Genomic DNA, 19,667 nt, shown 5'->3' with positions numbered 1-19,667 from the left:
TGGAGGAGGAAAAAGTGGCTGGTATCAACATCAAATCCCTCACCAAGCATTTCGGTGCGGTGCAGGTTCTCAACGACATAGACCTGACCATTCAGCGCGGAGAGTTTGTCGTGTTCCTGGGTGGGTCCGGTTGCGGCAAGTCGACTTTGCTGCGGATGATTGCGGGGCTTGAATCGATCACGAGCGGCGAGATCTGGATCGGGGGCAAGCGCGTCGACCAGCTCCCGCCTGGCGAGCGCGGCGTGTCGATGGTGTTCCAGTCTTATGCGCTTTATCCGCATATGACGGTTCGCGACAACATGTCGTTCGGCCTCCGGAACATCAAGACGCCGAAGGCGGAGATCGCAAAGCGCATCGATGCCGCCGCCAAGATATTGGAGATGCCGCATCTGCTCGACCGCAAGCCGTCCGAACTCTCCGGCGGCCAACGCCAACGTGTCGCCATCGGTCGTGCCATCGTGCGCGAGCCCGAGGTTTTCCTGTTCGACGAGCCGCTGTCCAACCTCGATGCCGGCCTGCGCACCCGCACCCGTGTCGAGCTCGCTCAATTGCATGAACGACTGGGCGCAACGATGGTCTTCGTCACCCACGACCAGGTGGAGGCGATGACGCTTGCCGACCGCATCGTATTGCTGAACAACAAGAAGATCGAACAGGTGGCGACGCCAGTGGAGATCTATACGCGGCCCGCGACGCGCTATGTCGCTCAATTCGTCGGCTCCCCGGGCATGAACTTCGTCAATGTAGCCAATGTCGGCGAAGCTGGCGGCTTTGCGACGGCGACCTTGCCCGATGGATCTGTTATCAAGACGTCGGTTCCGCTGAACGGTATAACGCGGTCCGAACTGACGCTCGGCATCCGGCCCGAATATCTGGTGGTCACGACGGAGGAGGAGGGCGACATTGCCGGCACCGTCGAGACGGTGGAGCGATTGGGTGACCGCTCGCTCGTCCATGTCAGGCTGAAGGACGGCTCGAAGATCATCGGGACCGACCCGGGCATGACCACCATTGCCACGGGGGCGCCGATCGCCTTTACGGTCAATAGTGCGAAGCTGACAATCTTCGACCAGAACGATGTTGCCCATCATTCCGCGATCGAGAGTACGCACTAGCAGCCGAGAATAATTGCTGCCGCCGGCGCAGAGTGTCAAACCTGCCATTGACGAAACCGTCTATTTGGTATGTTATGTTGGCATGTCTGACGCGCACCACAGAAAGAAGCAGCCTTTGCTCGTCCGCCAGCAGTTGCTGGAGGTGGCGGCGCGGCTTGCATCGGAGAAGGGGATGACGGCGGTGACGCTGGATGCCGTTTCCGGTGCTTCCGGTGTGAGCAAGGGCGGGCTGCTGCATCATTTTCCCAACAAGAATACCCTTTTGGAGGCGTTGTTCGACAGCCTGCTCGAGCGCCTGGACCGGGCAATCGAGGAGGCGATGCGGGCCGATCCGTTGCCGCATGGGCGTTTTACCCGCGGCTACCTCCGCGCCTGCCTCGCGCTTCGCGACCAGCCACAGGAAACAAAGGACTGGGCGCAGGTGACGATGGTGCTGCTCAGCGAACCGCAGTTGCGGCAACGCTGGCGGAACTGGGTGCGCGAGCGCAGCGAGGAATATGTCGGCACGGACTCTTCGGCGGATGCCGCGATCGTGCGGCTTGCGACCGATGGGCTCTGGCTTGCCGACCTTCTCGGCAGCCATGAGATGGATGAGAGCGCCCGTGAAAAACTGATCGACCGGCTGATCGAACTCACGCAGCTTTAGAAATCAAGGGAAGACCGTAATGGCGAATGCATCTGTCTATGCGATGCTGCTGGTGGCGATTGTACTGGAAGTGATCGGTACGACGGCTCTGCAGATGTCGCAGCAGTTCACCCGCCTCGGTCCCTCGATCGTGCTTGTGCTGTGTTACGTTGCCGCCTTCTATTTCCTGTCGCTGACCCTGCGTGTAATTCCGGTCGGCATTGCCTATGCCATCTGGAGCGCGCTCGGCATCGTGCTGATCTCTGTTGTCGGCCTGGTATTTTTCCGCCAGAAACTCGATCTGGCTGCCATTATCGGCCTGGGGCTGATCATCGCCGGTGTGCTCGTGGTCAATCTTTTTTCGAAATCCGTGTCGCATTAGAGCGCGTTACACACCTTACATTCACGGTTTATATCATATGACCGAAAACGTTTTCGGTTGCGGCGATTTTGCCTTTGTCAAATCGCTAATGAGCGGCTATGTCTTTGGCTCAGGAGGCCGAGAGGAGAGTTGAGCGGCTATTTCTCAAAGCGCTTTGGATCGGCTAACCTATTCCATTAAGTGTGTTTTTAGAGGAGCACCGAAATGACCATTCGCACCGTCGTTTGGGGGGAGAATATCCATGAGCAAACCAACAAGGTCGTCGCTGAGATCTATCCGGAAGGCATGCATACGACGATTGCCAAGGCGCTGAATAGGGATGCCGGCATAGAGGCGACGACTGCGACGCTGCAGGAGCCCGAGCATGGTCTGAGCGAGGCACGGTTGAAGGACACGGATGTCCTCGTCTGGTGGGGGCATAAGGACCACGGCGCCGTAAAGGACGAAATCGTCGAGCGTGTCGCCAAGCGCGTCTGGGAAGGCATGGGCCTTCTCGTGCTGCATTCCGGCCATTTCTCGAAAATCTTCAAGCGGCTAATGGGCACGCCCTGCGCATTGAAGTGGCGCGAGGCCGGCGAGCGCGAGCGTCTTTGGGTCATCAATCCCCGCCATCCGATCGCCGCCGGTCTTGGCGAGCATTTCGAGCTTGAGAACGAGGAAATGTATGGCGAACAGTTCTCCGTTCCAGAGCCGCTGGAAACGGTGTTTATTTCCTGGTTCCAAGGCGGCGAAGTTTTCCGCTCCGGCATGACCTGGCGTCGCGGCGCGGGCAATATCTTTTATTTCCGCCCCGGCCACGAGACCTATCCGACCTATCACAATGAGACCGTGCAGAAGGTGCTGATCAACGGCGTCAAGTGGGCGCACAATCCGCTCGGCACGCAGGCGAGCATCCATGATGCGCCGAATGTCCCGGTCGAAAAGGCGCTGGAGCCGATCGTCGAACGTGGCCCGAAACTCCACCAGGCCGGCGAAGCCGGTTATCGCTGAGGTACAATATGCGTCTCATAGTTGTTGGCACGGGCGGCATGGCGAAGAACCATGTGGAGCATTTCGCCCGTATTCCAGGTGTTGAGGTCGTTGGTGCCGTGGATACGGATGCGACGAGGCTCACGGCCTTCACCGATATGTTCGATGTCAAGAAGCGCTTTTCGTCGCTGGACGAAGCGCTCGCCTGGGGCGAGTTCGACGCGGCGACCAACGTCACGCCGGATCGGGCGCATAATCCGACCACCTTGCCGCTGCTTGCCGCCGGCAAGCATGTGCTCTGCGAGAAACCGCTTGCGGAGAATTACGACAAGGCGCTGGAAATGACGGAGGCGGCCGAACGCGCCGGCGTCGTCAATATGGTGAACCTTACCTATCGCAATGTCGCGCCGCTGCAGAGGGCACGCGAGATGGTGATATCGGGTGAGATCGGCACGGTGAAGCATGTGGAGGCGTCCTACCTGCAAAGCTGGCTGGTCTCGAGGGCCTGGGGCGATTGGCGCAGCGAATCCAAGTGGCTGTGGCGGTTGTCGACCGGTCATGGTTCGAACGGCGTGCTTGGCGATATCGGCATCCATATCCTCGATTTCGCCGCCTATGGCGCGGCAACGGATATCGACCACGTCTTTGCCCGGCTGAAGACCTTCAACAAGGCGCCGGACGAGCGCATCGGCGAATACACGCTCGACGCGAACGACAGCTTTTCGATGACGGTCGATTTCGCCAACGGCGCGCTCGGTGTCGTGCATGCGAGCCGCTGGGCAACGGGGCATCTCAACGAACTGAAGTTACGTATCTATGGCGAGAGGGGCGGGCTGGAAATTTCCCATAGTCCGGCTGGCTCCGAACTGCGTGCCTGCCTCGGCGATGATACCGAAACGGCGACGTGGAAGGTTATCGAGGTTCCGCCGGTGCCGACCAATTATCAGCGTTTCGCCGATGCCGTCATGACCGGCAGCCATCAGGACCCGAGCTTCCGCCATGCCGCCAATCTGCAGCGGGTGCTGGATCTTGCGATGGTCACGGAAGTGGAGAGACGCGAACTAAAGGTTTGACGGCACCTCTTTTTTACCTTCGACGTTCACGCGGTCGCCTTCGGGCGGCCGTTTCTTTTGAAGACAGTACAATTCCAAGGTATATTTTGTTTTTATTATTAAAACGATGATATCGTTGATTATTTTCTATATATTAGACATATCGTATATTGAGAATATTCTATAAAATATCGCTAATACCAAAAATGTTTCTTGAATTATTTAGAATTTATATCAATAAACTGATTCGCACATAATACTTATGGGTATGGTGGGTGAAGTGCTTGGATCGGCCGATCAGGCCGAGGTGAGGGGACAATGCGGTTTGATCTCCATGCGCTAGACCGGGCAACGGACGGATTCTTCGGCGCTGCGCTGGATCCGACGCTGTGGCCGGTCGTGCTGGAGAAGGTCTCGGCCGCGACCGGATCCTACGGCGTCAACATCGCGCCGATCGAAGGTCGGTTGCTGAATACCTTCATCGTCACCGAAAGTCTTATTCCGGCGATGGAGAATTATTTCGCGGAAGAGTGGTACAAGCAGGACTTTCGCAGACAGAACGTGCCGATCATGAGACGTGCGGGAGTGATGGTCGAGCAGGATTTTGCGGGGGAGGACGAGTTCAAAACACTCGACTTCTACCATTCCCAAGAACGTTTCGGCCTGCGTTGGTCGGCAATAATAGGTTTTTCGTCAGGTGACGATCTCCTGGCTTTTGCCTTGCAGCGGCGGATCAAGGACGGTCCTTACAGCCGAGAAGAAGCAAGAAATTTATATCGCATTCGTCAGAAACTTATGATCACGGCGAGAATTATGCGCGACATATCCGCAAGTGAAGTGAAGGGCATGGCGGCCGCCTTCGAAATGGCCAACGTCGCCTGCGTGTTTTTCGATCGGATGGGCCTTGTGACCACCGTCAACGAGAAGATGCGCCGATTGCTCGGCCCCGATCTGCAGATCACCCAGGGGCAAATGCGTCCGACCCGCAAGGATGACGCAAACGCATTCGACCGGCAGCTCAAGGTCGTATTGGGCGAAGACAACCTGCTGACAACGGGGGAGCCCGATATCCTGCTGCTCAGCCGCAAAGGCAGGCGGCCGCTTATCGTGCGCATGCAGCGTCTCGATGGCGGCATGCAGGATATTTTCTGTCATTCCTGTGCCTTTGCGACCATTGAGGACCCTGAGGAGAAAGTCCACCAGCGCCCGGCAACCCTGACCAAGCTTTTTGGATTGACCCGCGCCGAGGCGGAAATTGCCCTGCTGCTTGCCCAGGGTATGACGCTGCACGATATCGCCGCCCAGCGTACCGTCAGCTATCAGACTGCCCGCGCCCATTTGAAATCGATCTATCGCAAGACGGACACAAACCGGCAACCGGAACTCTCCCTACTGCTTGCAGGGATCAGGATGGCGTGAGGAGCAGTCGGCATAGCCGACGAACGCCCTGAGCCTTAACGAAGGGCCGGGTGGCGCGGTCAATGTTGTGTCTGAAGGCGATGGGATTTCTGCCCAGTTACATCGAACTGCGCAAACCCTTGCTCGATCCCGATCTTGCCCTATGCACCATTTGCCGGGCCACCAGATACGTCGTGTCGCTGCAACCGCTTGACGGAGCGGGGGCGGGGGCGCAGCATTCTTCCATGATCGTGTGAATGCGGGTCATGGGAGAAGGGGTCATGTCCACCGAAGAACAGGTTGCAAGCCACTATACGCGTGGATCACTGGAGGCGACGATTCTCGGCGGGCTCACGGCCAGCGGCAAGGATATCGAGCATCTCAGCATCGACGATCTCGCCGGTGTCGATGAATTCCATCTCGGGCGGCGCGAGGCTACGGTGGAATTCGCCAAAGATCTCGATTTGCTCGATGGCATGCGGCTTATCGACATCGGATCAGGGATTGGCGGTTCGGCGCGCTATATAGCCAGCGAGTATGGTTGTATCGTCACCGGTGTCGATCTGACCGAGGAATTCGTCAACGTCGCCAATGCCCTGACCGCGCGATGCGGCATGACCATGCAGGTGTCGTTCCACCAGGCGAGCGCGCTGGCGTTGCCTTTTGCCGATGAAAGCTTCGAGCGCGCGACGCTGATCCACGTCGGCATGAATATCGAAGACAAGGCGTCGTTGTTTGCTGAAATACGGCGGGTGCTGAAGCGTGGCGGCCGGTTCGGCCTTTACGAGATCATGCAGGTTCGCGACGGCGCGGTGCCTTATCCTATGCCCTGGGCAATGACGCCGGAAACAAGTTTCGTGTGCAGTCCCATGACCTATCGTCAATTGCTCAAAGGGGCCGGCTTCACGGTGGAGTTCGAACAGGATCGCAGCGCATTGGCAATCCGGATGGCGCAGGAGATGCGCGCCAGCGCCGCAAACGGCGGGCAGGGGCTGAGCCTCGGCGCGCTGATGGGGCCGAGGGCGGCGGAGCGGATGGGCAATGTCAGCACATCGGTCGGAGGCGGCTTGCTCGCTCCTATCGAAATGGTTGCCAAAGCCGATTGAAGAAGACCGTGCTTGCGACGCCGGATTGACAGGGGCATTCGCCTATCTGTATGGAAAATCCAACGGTAATGGATTCTGCCGGGCCATGGTGGCCGAACCGCTGCTCTGAATTTTCAGGGTCGCTAATGACTCCTACTCAATACGCCTGACGGGCGATGGAGTAGAGTCATGTCCGCAATCCTGTTGTCACTTCTTTCTTGTTCAATGATCATTGTCCCCGACAGGCCCACCGCCGGTCTTCCGGGAGAGGCGAACTGATGTCCGCATTCTCATTTTTTCATTATCGCTTTCAGCAACTGCGCAGCATATTCAAATGGATCATCTTGGTGGTGCCGATGGCTGCCGTGGTCGGGTCGCTCTGTGCGTTGTTTCTGTGGAGCCTCGACCGGGCGACGGCGGCGCGCTTCGATCATCCCTGGTTGATCTTTCTGATGCCTGTCGCGGGCTTTCTGATGGTGCTGGTCTACCAGCGCTTTGGCCGGGGCTCGGAGGGCGGCAATAATCTGATCGTCGAGCAGATCCATGAGCCCGGCGGCGGCGTGCCGCTGCGTATGGCGCCGTTTATCCTCGTCTCGACCGTATTGACGCATCTGGTCGGCGGTTCGGCGGGGCGCGAGGGAACGGCAGTACAGCTCGGCGGCAGTATTGCCAGCGCCTTTGCCAAGCTTTTCCGATTAAGCCACGCCGAGGTTCGTATCCTGCTGATGGCCGGCATTGCCGCCGGTTTCGGTGCGGTGTTCGGTACGCCGATTGCCGGCGCGGTCTTTGCGTTGGAAGTGCTGACGATCGGGCGCATGCAGTATGAAGCTTTGATCCCTTCTCTTATGGCGGCGATTGCGGCCGACTGGACATGCCATGCCTGGGGTATCGAACATGTTCAGTATCATATCGTCTATCTTGCCGGCACTCCGGCGAGCACGTTTCATCTCGACACGCTGTTACTGGGGAAAGTCGGCATCGCCGGTGTGCTCTTCGGGCTGATGGCGCGCTGCTTCAGCGAACTTTCCCACGGGATGTCGGCTGCCTTCAAGAGCATCTGCGCCTACGCGCCGCTCAGGCCCGTCATCGCCAGCGCAATCCTGATCGGCCTCGTCTATGTGCTCGGCACCCGCGAATATTTGGGCCTCGGTGTCTGGTCGCCCAATGCCAACGATGCAACCATTCTCGGCTTCTTCGATCCGGCGCGCATCGACTATTGGAGCTGGTTTTGGAAGGCGGTCTTTACGATTGTGACGCTCAGCTCCGGTTTCAAAGGCGGAGAGGTGACGCCGCTGTTCTTCATCGGTGCTGCGCTCGGCAACGCCGTTGCCGCCGTTCTCGGTGCGCCGATTGATCTCTTCGCGGCTCTCGGCTTTATTGCGGTTTTCGCAGGCGCTACGAATACGCCGCTCGCCTGCATGATCATGGGCATCGAGCTCTTCGGCGCGACGCATACGGTCTATTTCGCCGTCGCCTGCTTTCTTGCCTATATCTGCAGCGGTCACACCAGTATCTACCTGTCGCAGCGTATAGGCATCGCGAAGAGTGCCGGCGCCAATCCCATTCCTCCCGACGTCACCCTTCGCCACCTTCGCGATCTCGGCGTCAATTCACTCGGCGACATGATCGGCAAAGTTCGCCAGACGCCATTGCAATCCCAAGGGGAAGGTTCGGAGCCATGATCAGCGACGAGCTTGCCGTTCTAATTTTTACCAGGGGAGTTTCATGAACTATCTGATCGTCTTCCTTGGCGCTGGATTGGGCGGCGCCTTTCGTCTCGGTGTCAATCAGGCGACCATCCGTTTGTTTGGCCTTGGCTTTCCATTCGGAACTCTCGCGGTCAATGTTGTCGGCTCGTTGATCATGGGCCTGCTGACCGAATATTTCGTTCTCCGCAGCGGCCTGTCGCAGGAGTTTCGGCTCTTTCTGACCACAGGTATCCTTGGCGGCTTCACGACATTCTCGACCTTTTCATTGGATGCGGTCGCGCTCTGGGAGCGGGGCCAACGGGCGATTTCGTTGATCTATGTCGCGCTTTCGGTCGCCTTGTCATTGGGCGCATTGGTGGCCGGGCTCATGATCATTCGGCTGCTCGCGCAAAGCCAGACGGCATAAACTATTCGCTTAGGGGTGAACGCTCGATAAGGCGCGGCTATCGAAAATGTGAAGTTACCTGCGGCAAAAGGCGTCGCTGCCGGCCGCATTTTTGCCGATTCCGCAGCGCAGCATTTCGGAGAATTCGTTGGGATTTCATCGCACGACAAGACGCCGCTCTCACGAACGGTTTCCCTTGCGAAATTCGACTAACGAACTCATATAATCGCCTATTATGATCGTTGCATAACAAAGGAGTCGCGCGCCGATCAAGGATGGGCCAGACAAAGGCTGCAATTGTCGGACCTATCGCCCTCCCAAGATTTCCACGCAACTTCCTCTGAGACAAGATTTCCTCCCTCCCAATACAGCCCCTATTAGACAGACATGACGGAGAGCACTTTGAGCGTACCAGCTCCCACAACCACCGAGCCGCGTGCTCCGGAGCAAACCTTCGGCACGGCCGGCATCGCACCGATGGATCGCCCCAGCGCAATGACGCGCTTTTTCATGAGCATCGTCGCCTGGGCCGAAAGCCTCAATCTGAAATACGCCAAACTCGGCAATCCGCCGGTCTATGACAATGCGACCTTTCCGTGGGCCGCCGAGATCGAGAAAGACTATCCCGCGATCCGCGCCGAGCTGGAAAAGGTGCTGCAACGCCAGAGCGAGCTGCCGACCTTCCAGGACATCTCCACCGATGTGAAGACCATTTCGACGGATAGCCGCTGGAAGACTTTCTTCCTTCTTGGTTTCGGCGTGAAATCCGAACAGAACATCAAGGCCTGCCCGAACACCTGGGCGGCCGTGCAGAAAATTCCGGGCCTGAAAACGGCGATGTTCTCGATCTTTGAGCCAGGCAAGCATCTTCCGGCTCATCGCGGCCCCTATAATGGCGTGCTGCGCCTGCATGTCGGCCTTATCGTGCCGGAGCCGAACGACAAGCTCGCCATCCGCGTCGACAAGCAGATTTGCCATTGGCAGGAAGGCAAGGCGCTGATCTTCGACGACGCCTATGAGCACGAGGCCTGGAACCACACCGACAAGACCCGCGTGGTGCTCTTCGTCGATTTCGTCAAGCCGCTGAAATTCCCGGCCCGTTTCGTCAACTGGGCGCTGATGAACCTGGCGATCTTCACGCCCTTCATCCGCGAAGGCCTCGACAATCACAAAGAATGGGAAAAGAAGTTCTATGCCGAAGCCGAGGCGCTGAGAAACCGCCCGAAGGCATAGGGTACAGCGCGTATAGATCTTACAGAAAACCCCGGATCCTAAGAGGATTCCGGGGTTTTGTTTTGGTCGGTCTGAAGCCGGTTACAGTTATTTTATCGTGCGCACGATGGCTGCGCCCGACGTCATGCCGCCGCCGAAGGCGACGAGGCCGAGGTTGAGCGGCTCAGAGCGTTCATTGGCCACATGCATCATGGCGAGCGGGATGCTCGACGAGCTGGTGTTGCCGTAGGTCTCGATGACGCTGAGTGCCGGCCGGCCACTGCGCTTGGCAATGGTGTCGATGATGCGTTGGTTCGCCTGATGCGGCACCAGAAGATCGAGATTGGCGAGCTCAAGCCCGGCATCGACGCAAGCGTCCTCGATCGAGCGCGACATGGAATGCACGGCCTCGGTGAAGACCGAGCGGCCGTTCATCGAAATGACGCCTTCGTCCGGCAACGGCACGTAGAGAAGGTCACCCGGCTCCGGACGGCCGCTGATGACCGGACGGCTCGCGGCAAACAGCGGATTGCGGGCCATGTCGCGGCTGGTGACCAGACAAGCCGTAGCAGCGTCGCCGAACAGGATGGCGGTGGAAAAATCGTTCATGTCGAGCAGCGGCGACAGCACTTCCGAGGTGACGATCAGCACCTTGGCATCGTTCTGCTGGGCGATGAAATCGTAGGCCTGCTGCAAAGCGTAGAGATAGCCGGAGCAGGCGGCTCCCATGTCATAAGCGGCAAGCGACGGCCGCACGCCGTCTTCGGCAACGGCAACCGCAACGCGGCTTGCGAGCGACGGCGTGGCGATATCGGGTGTGCCGGTGGCGGCGATGACGAGGTCCATGTCGTGGATCGTCATATTGGTCTGGCGCAGGAGATCGCGGACCGCCTTGGTTGCGAGGCTTAAGGTGCCTTCGTCGGGGCCAATCCAGAAGCGGCTCTTGATGCCGGTCAGCGCAAAAATTTCCTCGGCGCGTCGGTTCGGCCAGTTATGGATGATGTCTTCATTGCTGACGCGGCGGGCGCCGGTCGCAAAGCCCATGCCGCTGACGGCAATTTCGGTGAAATTGCCGGAATGGCGGCGTAGCGCCGGGATCGAATGCGACTTCAACCGACGCAGCACGAATTTATTGTGGGTCTCAGAGGCCAGCGCGAAGTTGCGTTCGCTCAGGTCACGGTTGGCATCGACAGTCAAAAGCGCGCTGTCGGTGGCGATCTGATCGCCGATCTTGGCGAAAACCTCCTGAACAACGCCGCCGATATTAGCGCAGATTTCAACCGAAGCCTTGGTCGCCTCGACCACGGCGACGAGCTGGCCAACCTCGATCGTATCGCCGGGCTTGACCAGCATATCGGTCACCAGCACGCTTTCATCGGCCGGGCCGGAGCCGATAGCCTTGATGGCTGCGGTCGGGCCGGACTTGTCCTCTTCATGCCAGGTGACCTCGCATTCGAGAACCTCGGCCATCAGATCGACCAGCTTGCTGTAGGACGGCAGCGTTTCCAACTGATTGCGGAAATTGAAGGGCACATGCGCATCCGAGCGGGCAAGCCGGCGGACGATGACGGGCACGTCGGTTTTCTCGGTGACGGTCGCGACGATTTCGGCGCCCATGCCGACCGTGCGATTGTCTTCGTGCACCACGATCAGGCGACGGGTGCGCTTGGCGCTGGCGAGCACTTCCTTCTCGTCCCAGGGCGAGATCGAACGAAGGTCGATGACTTCCACCGAAAACCCCTGGGCTTCGAAGGCGCTCGCCGCCTTGGCACAGAGCGAAACCGTGTTGCCGTAGGTGACCAGCGTCAGGTCGCGGCCGCGGGCGACATAGCGCGACAGGCCGGGGCGGACGAAATGCGTGTCGAGATCGGTGGATGTGCGGCCGTCGGAATTGTTGAGCACCGCCTTGGGGTAAAGGAAGACGGTCGGGCGGCGTGACTCGAAGGCGGCGTTGAGCAGGCCAGCGGCATCGCCGGCGCTGGAGGGCATGACGACGTCGATGCCCGGCGTATGCGCCAGCATGCTTTCGAAGCTCTGCGCATGAAACGGGCCGAGGCCCGGCTTATAGCCGCCGCAGCTCACCATCAGGATGACGGGCGATTCCCAGGCGCCTTGGGTGCGCCAGTACATGCTGCCCATCTCCGAGACGATCTGGTTATAGGCGAGCGGCAGGAAATCGGCGAATTGGAGGAAGGCAACCGGCCGCTCGCCGGCAAGCGCACGGCCGACAGCAGTGCCGACAATGGTGGATTCGCTGAGCGCCGCATTGCGCACCCGCTCGGGATATTTCGTGCTGAGGCCGCGGGTGACGCCGAAAACATCGCCCTTGGGATCTTCGATGTCCTGGCCGAAGAGGACGACATCGGGATTGTCGGCAAGCTGCTTGTCGAGCACGCCGTTCAGCGCTTCGCGCATGGTCAGGGTGGCCGCGCTCTTGCCGCCGCGGTATTCGGGGGTTTTGTCGAACGAAGCCGGGTAGGGCGCTTTCGCCTCCGGCTCGACATGCGGCGCATCTTCCTTGCGGGCAAGGGCTGCTTCGGCCTGCACCTCGGCAGTCAGGTCCCTCTCGATCTTTTCCAGCGCATCGGCATCGACACCTGCCTTCAGCAGGGCGGCACGCAGATTGACCAGCGGATCGCGGACGGAGCCGGTCTCGATCTCATCCTGGGTGCGATAGGTTTTCTGGTCGTCGGCGTTGGTATGGTCGGATAGGCGCTCGACGTTGAGGATCACCAGGCTCGGCGTGCGGTTGTTGCGGCTGTGGCGGACGGCTTTGCGGAAAGCTTCGCGCGATGCCTGCAGATCGTCGCCATCGGCACGGATGATATCGAGGCCGTAGAAAGAAGAGGCGGGCCCGGTCGGTAGGTCGAAGAAGGTCTGCTTGGTGGTGCGCGTCGAGATGGAGAAACTATTGTCTTCGATGATGAAGACGACGGGATATTGGCTGCGTACGGCTTCGGCCACGGCTTCGACGAATTCGCCCTGCTGCGTGGTGCCGTCACCGACGCAACAAACGGCAATCGGCATGCCGGACTTGTGTTTCAGCGCGGCGCCAACGCCGACGGCATGCAGTGCATTATTGCCGACGGGGCCGACGATGGAGGTGATGTTGAGAGCGCGGGAGGAAAGATGCGCGCTCATCTGCCGGCCGGCGGAATGGGAATTGGCCGTGGCGAGAAGGCTGGAGAAAAACTCACGAATGGGCATGCCGCGCGCCAGCATCAAGGCTTTGTCGCGATAATGCAGATGCAACCAATCGTCATCATGGAGGAATTCATTCAGCAGCGCCGTCGACTCATGTCCGGCACCGGAAACGTGAAAATGTGCTATGCCTTGCTTGATGAATTCTCGTTCAAGCCGGTCTATTTCACGCGATGTGAAAAATATTCTATGAAGTTGCTTGAGATGATCTGGGGTAAATCTCCCTTCCATTTCAATGATTTTCCTAATCTGTCATGACCATCAATTTGCGTCGGATAGGTAACGCCGTGGGGTATCTTTTTCAATACACGTTAGATGACAATATCTTCTCGGTTTGAAATAGGTTTCCGAGCATTGGTTGCATCCAGGCATTTGGCGGCGCCGGTTTCGATGAAAAAAGTCTATACCCTCCGGCCATCTCCTGGGCACTTCGGCACCAACCGGCGGATGCCGTTCATCATCATCCTTCAGCCCGTTTTCGGATCGGTTCGTCGGCTTGCTTACGAAGGGAGGCCTTCCTTGCTGCCAGCTTTTCCTTGGCCACCAGCTCCTTCGGCTTTTTCCCGATGATCTGCCTGCGTCCCTTGGTGGAGAAGGGCTGCACGAGCTGGGCAAGGAAACCCTTGGCGACCTTGCCGCTGATGCCGATGTCGGCGGAGGAGGGGCGCGGCGGATTGTAGTAGGTGCCGAGAATCTGGTCCCAGATCACGAGGTTTTCGCCGTAATTGGTGTTGCCCTCGGAAAGCAGTTTCGAGTGATGCCAGCGGTGCAGGCGCGGCGTCGAAAGGAACCAGTCGAGCGGGCCGGTGCGCACGTCGATGTTGCAATGGGTGAGGAGGCCGATAAACGCCGTCACCGCGCCAATCCACAGGAAAACCGGCAGCGGCGCACCAAGGAGATAGAGCGGGATCTGGCCAAGCGCGATCTTGAACAGCGAATCAATGATGTGGAAACGCCCGGTATTGATGACCCACAAGCGCTCGACGCTGTGATGCAGGGCATGGAAACGCCAAAGCGTCAGGTACTCATGCGCAAGGCGATGGGCGGCATAGAGGCCGAATTCGGCGATGATCAACCCCAGCACGACCTGCAGGGCCAGCGGCCATTGCTCCGGCCAGATATGGGCCTGATGGCTCAGGAGAGGTTGCGCCACCGTCGCCACCGCCATTGGAAATGACGTGCCAATGGCTGCTGCGATCTGCACGCTGCCTTTGCTCAAAAGCGTGTGCGCGATATTGCTGATCGTCTCGCCGTCGCGTTCCAGCCAGGTCTCCTCATAGGGCATAAGCCGCTCGAAAAGCGCAATCGTCGCGACGATGGAGAGGTAGACGACATTGAACCAAAGGAGCCGCATCGGCGACTGAAACGCAAAATAGGAGCCTGTCAGTCCGGCGCAAAAGATCGCCGGCCACAACAAGGATGAAACAGCAGCGTAGAGACGCGAACTGTTTTGAAATGTCATGCCATTATCCTCGGATTCTAATCGATCGGGGTGGGGTGGCGCTTAAAATATGCGCGATATGTACCGCGATGATTGTGGGCGAGGAAGCGAAATCTTGAGTTCGTCGGAAGCGTTTGCGTTTCTCTCATGTTGCAGAACGCGTTCCGGGCGGTCTGACAAGGCCGATGTGGCCGGCGGTCATCTCTCGAATCGGAGCGACCGCCGGGTGCGCGATCAGCGGTCGAACGTCAGCCTGCTCTTCTGCTGCCCGGCCTCGTCGAAATTCTCAGGAGACAGCCATCTCTCGTAGCCGGCCTTCAGGCGCGGCCAATCGGCGTCGATCATCGCGAACCAGGCGGTGTCCCGGTTCGTGCCCTTGGCGACCATATGCTGGCGGAAGATGCCTTCGAAGGTGAAGCCGAAACGCTCCGCAGCGCGCTTCGATGGCTCGTTGAGATTGTTGCATTTCCACTCGAAACGGCGATAGCCGAGCGTATCGAAGACGTAGGAAGCGAAGAGATAGAGCGTTTCGGTGGTGACGCGGCTGCGCGCGATCGCCGGCCCCCAGAGGATGCTGCCGATTTCGATGACGCCATGTACGGGATCGATGCGCATCAGCGCCTGGCGGCCTTCGGCCTTGCCGGTCCGCTTATCGATGGTGGCGAAAAACAGCGGGTCGGTGCCGGAAGCGGCCTTTTCGAGCCATGGCGTGAAGGTGGCGAGATCGGCCGGTGCATTCTCGAAGAGATAGCGGAAGCGATCTTCGGCACCGGGCGCTTGCGCCGAGGCGCAGAGATCAGCGCCATGGTGCGCCGGGTCGAGCGGCTCCAGCCGGACATAGCGGCCTTCCAAAGTGATCCGTTCCGGGCGCGGCACGCCATTCCAATTCGCGAGGTCCATATCGAAGTCCTTTGGTATCAAATCAAAAAATAATCTATCTAATCCGGCCCGATTGTATCAGTGCCGCGAGCGGTTCGGGTAGCTCTATCCCATGCGGCAATCCCGGTGCCGCTTCCGCCGGAGCCAGATGGCTTCGCACTGGCAGGACGCCCGCCCAGACGGGGAAATCCGCCTCGTCAACATCGCCTGGCGGGCCGTTACGGACTTTGGCCGTCGCCTCATCGATTTCCATCCTCAGGACCGATGTCGCTTTCACCTCCTGGCGGGTCATCGGCCGCAGGCTGTCCCAGCGGCCGGGGAACAGATTTTCGATGAAGCGGCGGAGCGCATCGGCCTTCTCCTCGACATCCTCGAGAAGGCGGGCCGTGCCGAAAACCATGGCGGAACGGTAGTTGACCGAGTGGTTGAAGGCGGAACGGGCAAGCACATAACCATCCATGAGGCTGCAGGTGAGGCAGACAGGCATATCCTCAGCCGCGCGCAGAAAGCGGCTTGCCGCCGAACCGTGCCAATAGACATGGTCGCCTTCGCGCCAATGGAGCGTCGGCGTCACATAGGGCGCACCATTGATGACATAGCCGACGTGACAGAGGGGGGATGCATCCAGAATGGCATGGACATCCGTGCGGGCATGGCTGCCGCGATGATGTTCGCGCCGCATGCGCGAGCGTTCGGTGGTCGGATAGTCGTCGGCCTGGGGCGGGTAAAGGTCAGCCATCGTTTCCTCACTGGTATCATCTTTAATCTATGCCGCCAAAGAGGTAGGTTATAAATAGCCAGTTTATGTATTTCTAGCAGACCAGTCGGAGATGTCATGGCAGCGATTGCACAATGGCCGGCGCTCGATCGGGTGGCGGGTGATTTGGAAGGCCAGGTATATCGCGTGATGCGCGATCGCATTCTCCAGGGGCAGATGCCGCCGGGACAGCGGCTGCCGTCGACACGAATGCTGGCGATTTCGCTTGGTGTTGCGCGCTCCACCGTGGTCAACGCCTATGAGCGGCTGAAAGCGGAGGGCTATCTGCAATCGGCGACGGGTTCCGCGACCCGCGTCGCCGCATTCACGACACCGCCTCTGCAAGGGCAAGCTGCGTCGACGCCGCTCAGTCCGATGCCGATGACCGAGAGTGCCGCGGGCGGCCTGTTCGAGCCGGGTGTGCCGGATGTCTCAGCTTTTCCGCACGCCGCCTGGGCGCGATGCCTCGGCGCTCGCGGTCGCTCGCTGCGGGTGCATGATCTCGGCTACGGCGCTCACAGCGGCATTCGCGAGCTGCGTGAGGCCATCCTCGATCATATCTCCGCCACGCGCGGTGTGACTGCCCGCCCCGAACAACTCCTCATCGTTCCCTCTACCGGAGCTGCCATCGATCTGCTGGCACGTGTCCTGCTGCAGCCCGATCGCCGGCTTGGAACCGTCGCCTGGATGGAGGAACCCGGTTATGAGACGGCGCAGGCGTTGCTGCGGATGGCAGGCGCGGACCTCGCGCCGGTGCCATGCGACCAGGCGGGCATCGATGTCGCAAGAGCCGCCGGTCCGCCGCCACGGCTGATCTATGTCACGCCCTCGCATCAATATCCGACCGGCGTGACGATGAGCCTGCCGCGCCGTCTGGCACTGCTGGAATTTGCCCGCGCCAACGGTTCGGTGGTGTTGGAAGACGATTATGACAGCGAATTCCAGTATGCCTCCCGCCCGATCGCCGCGCTGCAGGGCATCGATCGCGGCGAAGTGGTTGCCTATCTCGGAACTTTCTCGAAGACGCTCGCCCCCGGCCTGCGCGTCGCCTACGCAGTCGTGCCGTCCTGGCTCGTGTCCGAGGCCGCGGCCGCGCAGCGGCTGAGAGGGGCTGTCGTGCCGATCCACATCCAGGCGGCGCTTGCCGATTTTATCCGCGAAGGCCGTTTTCGCGCGCATCTGAGGCACATGAACGCGATCTATGCCGCGCGTATGGCAGCGGCTGTTTCCGCGTTGCGCCGTCATTGCGGAGATTGGCTCGATATCGGCGAGGGCACCGGCGGGCTGCAACTGGCGACATGGTTCCGCAACGCCAGCACGGATGACCGGGCGGCCTTACAAAGGATCAACGCTCAGGGCTTTGCGCTTCGCTCCATGTCCGCGCTGCATCTTGGCCCTCCGCGGTCGGGACTGCTGTTCGGCATAGCACGCATGGCGCCCGAGGCTGCGGACGCCGCGGCGGCAAGGATTGCCGCGCTGCTTCGAGTTCCCTGAGTCACCGTCTGACGAACAATCTTCTGTACTCCCGTGGCGTCATGCCTTTCAGGGTTTTGAACTGCCTGTTGAAATTGGCGATTGAATTATAGCCGACGGCATCGCTGATATGATGGACCGCTTGATTGGTGGAGGAGAGGCGAGCACAGGCGTCGCCAATGCGCATACGCATGAGGTAGTCGGAAATGGCGGTGCCGGTGTGGCGGCGAAACATCCGATGCAGACCGGAAACGCTGAGCGCGGCGATATCGGCCAATTCGTCCAGGCTGACGGCGCGCGCATAGTTGAGATGCATGTGTGTCAGAACACGGTCGATGCGTTCCCGGCTCTCCCTCAGTTCCTGCGATTGGCCTGGTGCGCTCGCAAGCGGCATCGCCTGCCTGTCGCCGGCAATGGTGACAAGGATGCTCAACAGCGACAGCAGCCGTTCGACGGGCGGTTTTTCAAAGACTGCTTCGAATTCCAGCCGTACCGCCGCGGCGATCTCTTTCGAAAATTGCAAGCCGTTATCGGCTCGCATCACCATCGCCTCGATCGGCCGAAATTCGACAGCACCGCCTGATATCTGCAACAGCCATTCGCGATGGAACCAAAAGACAAGGGCGACATGCGGCTTATGCTCATCGATCTTTGCGCGTGAGGCCCATGTATGCGGCAGGTTGGGTCCGACGAGCACGAGATCGCCGTCGCCGTAATCGCCGCTATGGTCACCGATGAAACGCTGACCGATCGAGTTCAGCGTGAGCGTGAGTTCGAATTCGGGATGATGATGCCATTGAAAGGGGATGACATTGTCGAGCCGCCGGTTGAGCATGCTCCACGACGTTTCCGGCGACTGCGGCAATATCTCAAGATAGGGTCTCATCGGGCGTCAACTAGAGTACAGAAGCCAGAACAGTATCAGAAAAAGCCAGGACCAAGCAACACGGACTGCCGACATCCCATTATTGCTCGAGCATCGCCTGACGTGACAGGGATAACCAGATGGGAGACTCATATGCAGCAAAGTTTGAAACGGGACGCGCATCCAACCGCTTCTTCGGCCGTGAAGCAGTTGAAGGACATAAGGAAGACATTGCCGCTGCGGGTTCTCTCGCAACAAGACTGGCAGCATTGGATCACCAAGGGTTATGTGATCGTGCGGCAGGCTGTCCCCCCGGCAAATGTCGAGCGGCTTGCAGAGGTGCTTTGGACCTTCGACGAGAAGGACCCGAATGATCCATCGACTTGGTATGCGCCACAGCGCCGCGAGCACAAGATGAAGGAGCTCAACAACACCGGCATGCTGGAGATCTACAATCACCAGTACCTTTGGGACAATCGCATGGAGCCGCGCATCTATGGCGCCTTCGTTGATATTTGGGACCGCGAAGACCTGTGGGTGACGATCGATCGCGCCAATCTCAATCCCCCGAAGAAGATCAAGGGCAATCCGAACGGCTTCATTCATTGGGATGTCGACACGTCCCTTCGCCCCCTGCCAATAGGGGTTCAGGGCGTCTTGAGCCTGAAGAAGCAGGACGGTGATGTCGGGGGTTTTCAGTGCGTGCCGGAGCTGTTCGAGCACTTTGAGGAATGGGAAGAAACCCAGCCCGCGGATCGGGACCCGATGCACCCCGACATGGCCGGACTTTCGGTCGTCAACATCGACATGGAGCCGGGTGATCTGATGATCTTCAATTCATTGCTTGCTCATGGCGTCCGCCCAAACCATGCGGAAAACCGCGTCCGCATGGCGCAGTATATTTCGATGCATCCGGCCGAGTTCGGCAATGTTGCCGAGCGTGAAGAACGCATCCGCTTGTGGCGCGAGCGCGATCATCCGATGCGTGACGCGTTTCCCGGCGATCCCCGGGAGTGGGAAAAACACAATGCCGAGACAGCCGTTTTGACGCCGTTGGGCGAAAAGCTGCTGGGGCTGACTGCCTGGTAAGGGTGGTCGCGGAGCTTTGATCGAGCGGCC

Annotated in this window: 17 protein-coding genes; 12 read left to right on the top strand and 5 right to left on the bottom strand. The window is 59.4% G+C overall.

Going from position 1 to position 19,667, the window contains the following annotated elements:
* Window positions 1-14: 14 nt before the first annotated feature.
* The 10 genes from ugpC (at window position 15) to QA648_RS11260 (ending at window position 9,953) form a co-directional block, all read left to right on the top strand.
* Complete coding sequence (gene ugpC / locus QA648_RS11305) at window positions 15-1,115, top strand: sn-glycerol-3-phosphate ABC transporter ATP-binding protein UgpC (protein WP_283046954.1); 1,101 nt, start codon at window positions 15-17, stop codon at window positions 1,113-1,115.
* Window positions 1,116-1,197: 82 nt separating this feature from the next.
* A complete protein-coding gene (locus QA648_RS11300) occupies window positions 1,198-1,761 on the top strand; it encodes a TetR/AcrR family transcriptional regulator (RefSeq protein ID WP_104825176.1) in 564 nt (187 codons plus the stop codon).
* Window positions 1,762-1,780: 19 nt separating this feature from the next.
* Window positions 1,781-2,122, top strand: coding sequence for an SMR family transporter (locus QA648_RS11295; protein WP_104823956.1), 342 nt, complete (start codon window positions 1,781-1,783; stop codon window positions 2,120-2,122).
* A 204-nt stretch (window positions 2,123-2,326) separates the two neighbouring features.
* Window positions 2,327-3,112, top strand: a complete 786-nt coding sequence (locus QA648_RS11290; protein WP_104823955.1) for a ThuA domain-containing protein — start codon at window positions 2,327-2,329, stop codon at window positions 3,110-3,112.
* An 8-nt stretch (window positions 3,113-3,120) separates the two neighbouring features.
* Window positions 3,121-4,164 carry a Gfo/Idh/MocA family oxidoreductase gene (locus tag QA648_RS11285; protein ID WP_283046952.1) on the top strand — a complete coding sequence of 348 codons (1,044 nt, stop codon included), beginning with the start codon at window positions 3,121-3,123 and terminating at the stop codon, window positions 4,162-4,164.
* 297 nt (window positions 4,165-4,461) lie between these two features.
* On the top strand, window positions 4,462-5,562 hold the full coding sequence (locus tag QA648_RS11280; protein WP_104823953.1) for a helix-turn-helix transcriptional regulator: 1,101 nt from the start codon (window positions 4,462-4,464) through the stop codon (window positions 5,560-5,562).
* Window positions 5,563-5,822: 260 nt separating this feature from the next.
* Window positions 5,823-6,647, top strand: coding sequence for a class I SAM-dependent methyltransferase (locus QA648_RS11275; protein ID WP_104823952.1), 825 nt, complete (start codon window positions 5,823-5,825; stop codon window positions 6,645-6,647).
* A 257-nt stretch (window positions 6,648-6,904) separates the two neighbouring features.
* The gene (locus QA648_RS11270) at window positions 6,905-8,308 is read left to right on the top strand and encodes a voltage-gated chloride channel family protein (protein ID WP_283046949.1); all 1,404 of its coding nucleotides are present in this window, start codon (window positions 6,905-6,907) and stop codon (window positions 8,306-8,308) included.
* A 43-nt stretch (window positions 8,309-8,351) separates the two neighbouring features.
* Window positions 8,352-8,741 (top strand): fluoride efflux transporter CrcB, encoded by a 390-nt coding sequence (gene crcB / locus QA648_RS11265; RefSeq protein ID WP_283046947.1) that lies wholly within the window; start codon window positions 8,352-8,354, stop codon window positions 8,739-8,741.
* Between the two features lie 366 nt (window positions 8,742-9,107).
* Window positions 9,108-9,953, top strand: a complete 846-nt coding sequence (locus QA648_RS11260) for an aspartyl/asparaginyl beta-hydroxylase domain-containing protein (protein ID WP_283046945.1) — start codon at window positions 9,108-9,110, stop codon at window positions 9,951-9,953.
* Window positions 9,954-10,040: 87 nt separating this feature from the next.
* On the opposite strand, the gene QA648_RS11255 is transcribed toward QA648_RS11260, so the two are convergent.
* From QA648_RS11255 to QA648_RS11240, 4 genes are all read right to left on the bottom strand, one after another.
* Window positions 10,041-13,364 carry a thiamine pyrophosphate-dependent enzyme gene (locus QA648_RS11255; protein WP_283046942.1) on the bottom strand — a complete coding sequence of 1,108 codons (3,324 nt, stop codon included), beginning with the start codon at window positions 13,362-13,364 and terminating at the stop codon, window positions 10,041-10,043.
* Between the two features lie 229 nt (window positions 13,365-13,593).
* Window positions 13,594-14,595 (bottom strand): sterol desaturase family protein, encoded by a 1,002-nt coding sequence (locus tag QA648_RS11250; RefSeq protein WP_283046940.1) that lies wholly within the window; start codon window positions 14,593-14,595, stop codon window positions 13,594-13,596.
* A gap of 213 nt (window positions 14,596-14,808) precedes the next feature.
* On the bottom strand, window positions 14,809-15,474 hold the full coding sequence (locus QA648_RS11245; RefSeq protein WP_283046939.1) for a GNAT family protein: 666 nt from the start codon (window positions 15,472-15,474) through the stop codon (window positions 14,809-14,811).
* A 34-nt stretch (window positions 15,475-15,508) separates the two neighbouring features.
* Window positions 15,509-16,192: a pyridoxamine 5'-phosphate oxidase family protein gene (locus QA648_RS11240; protein WP_283046938.1), complete on the bottom strand. Its 684-nt coding sequence runs from the start codon at window positions 16,190-16,192 to the stop codon at window positions 15,509-15,511.
* Window positions 16,193-16,288: 96 nt separating this feature from the next.
* On the opposite strand from QA648_RS11240, the gene QA648_RS11235 reads away from it, so the two are divergent.
* Entirely contained in the window at window positions 16,289-17,704 is a 1,416-nt protein-coding gene (locus QA648_RS11235) for a PLP-dependent aminotransferase family protein (protein ID WP_283046936.1), read from the top strand.
* 1 nt (window position 17,705) lies between these two features.
* On the opposite strand, the gene QA648_RS11230 is transcribed toward QA648_RS11235, so the two are convergent.
* Window positions 17,706-18,569 (bottom strand): AraC family transcriptional regulator, encoded by an 864-nt coding sequence (locus QA648_RS11230; protein WP_283046935.1) that lies wholly within the window; start codon window positions 18,567-18,569, stop codon window positions 17,706-17,708.
* Between the two features lie 132 nt (window positions 18,570-18,701).
* Here QA648_RS11230 and QA648_RS11225 point away from each other — a divergent pair, with 132 nt between their 5' ends.
* Entirely contained in the window at window positions 18,702-19,637 is a 936-nt protein-coding gene (locus QA648_RS11225; protein ID WP_283046934.1) for a phytanoyl-CoA dioxygenase family protein, read from the top strand.
* Window positions 19,638-19,667: the final 30 nt, after the last annotated feature.

Source organism: Rhizobium sp. CB3171 (assembly GCF_029714265.1).
In the GTDB taxonomy this organism is placed as follows: Bacteria; Pseudomonadota; Alphaproteobacteria; order Rhizobiales; family Rhizobiaceae; genus Rhizobium.
The sequence above is the reverse complement of the archived record's forward strand: the minus strand, read 5'-3'. Positions and strand labels throughout refer to the sequence as shown.